At 70.4% G+C, this 5643-nt stretch carries 4 protein-coding genes and 1 pseudogene; all 5 read left to right on the top strand.

Going from position 1 to position 5643, the window contains the following annotated elements; all coding sequences use genetic code 11:
- A partial coding sequence (locus C1J00_RS37065) for a molybdopterin oxidoreductase family protein (protein WP_219728399.1) occupies positions 1-962 on the top strand: 962 nt, incomplete at its 5' end.
- A 135-nt stretch (positions 963-1097) separates the two neighbouring features.
- Positions 1098-2516 (top strand): CitMHS family transporter, encoded by a 1419-nt coding sequence (locus tag C1J00_RS37060; protein ID WP_102913310.1) that lies wholly within the window; start codon positions 1098-1100, stop codon positions 2514-2516.
- A 24-nt stretch (positions 2517-2540) separates the two neighbouring features.
- Positions 2541-3833 (top strand): MFS transporter, encoded by a 1293-nt coding sequence (locus C1J00_RS37055; protein ID WP_245936647.1) that lies wholly within the window; start codon positions 2541-2543, stop codon positions 3831-3833.
- Positions 3834-4026: 193 nt separating this feature from the next.
- Positions 4027-4161 carry a hypothetical protein gene (locus C1J00_RS47765; protein ID WP_281262790.1) on the top strand — a complete coding sequence of 45 codons (135 nt, stop codon included), beginning with the start codon at positions 4027-4029 and terminating at the stop codon, positions 4159-4161.
- A gap of 470 nt (positions 4162-4631) precedes the next feature.
- Positions 4632-5606, top strand: a pseudogene (locus tag C1J00_RS37050) (ABC transporter ATP-binding protein); the annotation flags it as partial.
- Positions 5607-5643: the final 37 nt, after the last annotated feature.

The raw sequence follows: 5643 nt of genomic DNA, 5'->3' as shown, positions 1-5643 counted from the left end.
CGCCCTCCCAGAGCCCGCACCACGACTTCGCCTTCAACACCCTCGCCGTACGCAACCAGGTCCGCTACACCCGCCCGGCCGTCCCGCTGGAGCCCGGCCGCATGGCGGAGACGGAGATCCTCGCCCGGCTGATTCTCGCCGTGACGGGCATGCACGGAGCCGATCCCGCCGCCGTCGACCAGATGGTCGTCGACCAGACCCTCGGCAAGGCGGTCGAGGAACCGCACTCACCCGTGCACGGCCGTGACCCCCGCGAACTCGCCACACAGCTCACCGGCGACACCGGCCCCGAGCGACGGCTGGACATGATGCTGCGCCTCGGCCCCTACGGCGACGGCTTCGGCGTACGACCGGACGGACTGAACCTTCAGAAGCTGCTCGCACACCCGCACGGCATCGACCTCGGTCCCCTACGGCCCCGGCTCCCGCAGCCGCTGAAGACCAGGAGCGGCAAGGTGGAACTGCTGCCGCAGCCGATCGCGGACGACCTGCCCCGCCTGAAGCGCGCCCTGGCCGAGCGCCCCGAGGGACTCGTCCTGGTCGGCCGCCGCCACCTGCGCTCGAACAACAGCTGGATGCACAACGTGCCCGCCCTCACCGGCGGCTCGAACCGCTGCACCCTGCACATCCACCCCGAGGACGCCGAACGGCTGGGCGTCGAGGACGGGGCCGCCGTGCGCGTGAAGGGCGCCGGGGGAGAGGTCACCGCACCCGCGGAGGTCACCGACGCGATCCGCCGGGGGGTGGTCAGCCTGCCGCACGGCTGGGGCCACAACCGTCCCGGCACCCGCCTCAGCCACGCCTCCACGGACCCCGGCGTCAACGTCAACCAGCTCCTGGACGGCCGTCTGCTCGACCCGCTGTCGGGCAACGCGGTCCTCAACGGGGTGCCGGTCGAGGTGGCCCCCGAGACGGGCCCGGAAGCGCCCTCCGTGACCGAAAAGCACACCGCCCTGACCTGAGCAAAGCTGTGACCAGCAGTTTTGCGCTTATTGCTCGCACGTCAACGTCTTGTTAACGCTGCTTGAACGCACCTAACGTCTCGGACACCGCCGGCCCTGGTGGGATGTTCAAGGGCGAACGTTAGGTATCAACTCATGCTGACCATCCTCGGCTTCGCCATGATCGCGACCTTCCTGGTCCTGATCATGATGAAGAAGATGTCGCCGATCGCGGCGCTCGTGCTGATTCCCGCGCTCTTCTGCGTGTTCGTCGGCAAGGGCGCCAAGCTCGGCGACTACGTCCTCGACGGCGTGACCGACCTCGCCCCCACCGCGGCGATGCTCATGTTCGCGATCGTCTACTTCGGCGTGATGATCGATGTCGGTCTCTTCGACCCGATCGTGCGCGGCATTCTCAAATTCTGCAAAGCCGATCCGATGCGGATCGTCGTGGGCACCGCCCTGCTCGCCGCGATCGTGTCCCTGGACGGCGACGGCTCGACGACCTTCATGATCACCGTCTCGGCGATGTACCCGCTGTACAAGCGCCTGAAGATGAGCCTGGTCGTGATGACCGGTGTCGCCGCCATGGCCAACGGCGTCATGAACACCCTCCCGTGGGGCGGCCCGACCGCCCGCGCCGCGACCGCGCTGAAGCTCGACGCCAGCGACATCTTCGTCCCGATGATCCCGGCGCTCCTGGTCGGCCTGCTCTTCGTCTTCGTCCTCTCCTACGTGCTCGGCGTGCGCGAGCGCCGGCGGCTGGGCGTGCTGACGCTGGACGAGGTGCTGGTGGAGGAGAAGGTCGAGGAGAAGGAGGCCGAGACGGTCCTCGTGGGCGCCGGCGGCTCCGGCGACGGCAAGGTCGACATGCGCAAGAGCGTCGCGGGCGGTGCCGGCTCCGGCACGGACGCCGACGAGCAGGACGACGACTTCCAGGGCCTCGACCCCCACCGCGCCACGCTGCGCCCCAAGCTGTACTGGTTCAACGCGCTGCTCACGGTCGGCCTGCTCACCGCCATGATCATGGAGCTGCTGCCGATCCCGGTGCTGTTCCTGCTCGGCGCCGCACTCGTGCTCACCGTCAACTTCCCGCACATCCCGGACCAGAAGGCCCGCATCGCCGCCCACGCCGAGAACGTCCTGAACGTCTCCGGCATGGTCTTCGCCGCCGCCGTCTTCACCGGCGTCCTCCAGGGCACCGGCATGGTCGACCACATGGCCAAGTGGATGGTGGACGTCATCCCCGCCGGCATGGGCCCGCACATGGCGCTCGTCACCGGCGTCCTCAGCCTGCCGCTCACCTACTTCATGTCGAACGACGGCTTCTACTTCGGTGTCCTGCCCGTCCTCGCCGAGGCGGGTGCCGCGCACGGTGTCTCCCCGCTGGAGATGGCCCGCGCCTCCCTCGTCGGCCAGCCGCTGCACATGTCCAGCCCGCTCGTCCCGGCCGTGTACGTCCTGGTCGGCATGGCCAAGGTGGAGTTCGGCGACCACACGAAGTTCGTCGTGAAGTGGGCCGCCCTCACCTGCCTCGTCATCCTCGGCGCGGGCATGCTGTTCGGGATCATCTGAGCCACGTTCATGGAGGACGTCATCGTGAGGCCCGGTGGGAACCGCGGCTGGCTGCTCCGCCTCGTCATCGCCTTCGGCTTCGCGCAGGGGGCGGTGTCGATGGCCCGGCCCGCCGTCTCCTACCGGGCCCTCGCGCTGGGCGCGGACGAGCGCGCGATCGGTGTGATCGCCGGTGTGTACGCCCTGCTGCCCCTCTTCGCCGCCGTCCCCCTCGGGCGCCGCACCGACCACGGCCGCTGCGCGCCCCTGCTGCCGGCCGGCGTCGTCCTCATATCCGGCGGCTGCGCCCTCAGCGGCGTCGCCGGTTCCCTGTGGACGATGGCCCTGTGGAGCGGGGTGATGGGCCTCGGGCACCTGTGCTTCGTCATCGGCTCCCAGTCCCTCGTCGCCCGCCAGTCCGCGCCGCACGAACAGGACCGCAACTTCGGGCACTTCACCATCGGTGCGGCCCTCGGTCAGCTGGTCGGCCCGATCGCCGCGGGCGCGCTGATCGGCGGCGAGGACATGGCCGGCAGCAGCGCGCTCGCCCTGCTCGTGGCGGGCGCCACGGCGGCGGTGGCGTTCACCTCGCTGTGGCGCATCGAGCACCGCCGTACGGCGCCCACGTCCCGCGCGGACCGGGGCGACCGGGTCCCGGTCCGGGGCATCCTGCGCACCCGGGGGGTGCCCGCGGGCATCTTCATCAGCCTCGCCGTGCTGTCCGCGACCGACATCCTGACCGCCTACCTCCCGGTGGTCGGGGAGCACCGGGGTATCGCGCCGTCCGTGATCGGCATCCTGCTCAGCCTGCGCGCGGCGGCCACGATCGCCTGCCGCCTGGTGCTGACGCCCCTGCTGCGGCTGCTCGGGCGGACGCTGCTGCTGACGGTCACCTGTCTGCTGGCGGCCCTGCTCTGCGCGGGCATCGCCCTGCCGGTGCCGGTGTGGGCGCTGGGACTGCTGCTCGCCGCGCTGGGCTTCTGCCTCGGGGTCGGCCAGCCGCTGTCCATGACGACGGTCGTCCAGGCAGCCCCCGACGAAGCCAGGTCCACGGCCCTGGCCCTGCGCCTGACCGGCAACCGGCTCGGCCAGGTGGCCGCGCCCGCCGCGGCCGGGCTGATCGCCGGAGTCGCCGGTGTGGCGGCGCCGTTCGTGATGCTGGGAGTGCTGTTGCTGCTGTCGTCCGGCGTCGCCGTACGGTCACGGAGTGAACCGGGGGAACCGGGGGAGCCGGGGGAGCGGGTGCCGGTGCCGGAGCCGGAGGCTGATGGTGAGGTCCGCGGTGCGCGAAGAGGCTTCCGGTGCCGGGTGCCGCTGCGCCGGAAGAGCGGTATCTGACGCGTCGTAGGGCGGTGCTGCGCCCTTTTCAGTACCGAGATGACAGAGAGTCCGGTACGAGGTGTCTGTATGTAAATCATCCGACTTAGGGCATGTTCATGCCCGTCATGCCCGTCATGCCCCTTGCCCGTCGTGCCGGCACCCGCGCCGCCGTCGTCGCCGCCCTCGCCCTCGCAGGGGCCACCCTGAGCGGGTGTCCGCCGTAGCCGCTCCCGCGCCGGGGGACAACGGAGACGTCAAGATCCACGCCAGCACGACGGCCTCGGACAACCAGCGCAACGATCCGAAGGTCTGCGACTTCTACCTCGCCGTGTTCAACTTCGACTAGGGCGAGAAGGTCAACTGGACCATCCAGACCCAGCCCGAGGCTCCGGGCGGGGCCACGCGCACCGGCAGCTTCACGGCCGACCCGACCGGACAGGGCCGTACCGCGGCCGTCGACCTGCCCAACGGGCAGTACAAGCCGACATGGCTCACCGACCAGGCCCACGGCGCCGGCAAGTTCAAGCTGTTCAAGGTGGACTGCCCGACCTCCAAGCCGACGACGCCGGGCGGCGGCAGCTACGACCGCAGGAAGGGCTACTCCGGCAACGTGGTCGTCTTCGCCCACCTCACCGGCATCCGCTGAACCGGCCGTCCGCCTTCTCAGCAGATGGACCGAAGCCCTCGATCTTGTCCGGTCTCTTCCCCCGGCCGCACACATTCCGTTAGCTTCCGTGACCCACAGCCCCGTACGACCCGCACGGGGCTTTCCGACCGCGGAGCACCAGCGCCCTGATGACCCCTCGGGGGCCCCTCATGACACGCGCCATCTCCCTGCACGACGTGAGCAAGGCCTACCCACGCGGCCCCCGCGTGGTGGACCGGCTGTCGCTGGACGTCTCGCCCGGCGAGTTCCTCGTGCTGCTCGGCCCGTCCGGCTGCGGCAAGTCGACCGTGCTCAGAATGATCGCCGGGCTGGAGGAGATCGACGAGGGCCACCTGCTGCTCGACGGTGAGTACGCCAACGACCTGCTGCCGTCCGACCGGGACATGGCGATGGTCTTCCAGAACTTCGCCCTCTACCCGAACATGACCAGCCGCGCCAACATCGGCTTCCCGCTGCGCATCGAGGACCCGGGCGCGGACCCCCGCCCCCGCGTCGACGCCACCGCCCGCATGCTCGGCATCGAGGACCTCCTCGACCGCCTGCCCGGCCAGCTGTCCGGCGGCGAACGCCAGCGGGTCGCCATGGGCCGGGCCATCGCCCGTCATCCCTCCGCCTTCCTGATGGACGAGCCGCTGTCCAACCTCGACGCCAAGCTCCGCGCGCATCTGCGGGCCGAGATCTCCCGGCTCACCCGGGAACTGGGCGTCACCACGATCTACGTCACCCACGACCAGGCCGAGGCCATGTCGCTCGGCGACCGGGTCGCGGTGCTGCGTGGCGGTGTGCTCCAGCAGGTCGACAGCCCCCGGGCGGTCTACGCGCTGCCGCGCAACGTCTTCGTAGCGGCCTTCATCGGCACCCCGCGCATCAACCTGCTGCGCGGCCTGGTGCGGGCCCCGCTCGACGGGGCGATGACCATCAGCCTGGGCAAGCAGTTCCTCCGCCTGCCCGAACCGCTCTCCCTGGACCACCAGTTGCTGCGGGTCCAGCAGGGCCGTGAGGTCATCGTGGGCCTGCGCTCGGAGGCCATCAGGATTGCCAAGCGCAGCGCGGCCCGCCCCGGCGAGGTGCCGATCACCGGCCTGGTCGAGCACGTGGAGTTCCAGGGGCACGAGGTCCTGGTCCTGTCTCTTATACCCATCTGACGCTGCCGACGAACTC

The sequence above is a fragment of the Streptomyces cahuitamycinicus genome, from assembly GCF_002891435.1.
Lineage (GTDB): Bacteria > Actinomycetota > Actinomycetes > Streptomycetales > Streptomycetaceae > Streptomyces > Streptomyces cahuitamycinicus.
This window is presented reverse-complemented; position numbering and strand designations above follow the sequence as displayed.

Bases quoted from the DNA above. Each gene is read 5' to 3' on its own strand.
- C1J00_RS37060 (WP_102913310.1), top strand. From the start codon at position 1,098: ATGCTGACCATCCTCGGCTTCGCCATGATCGCGACCTTCCTGGTCCTG.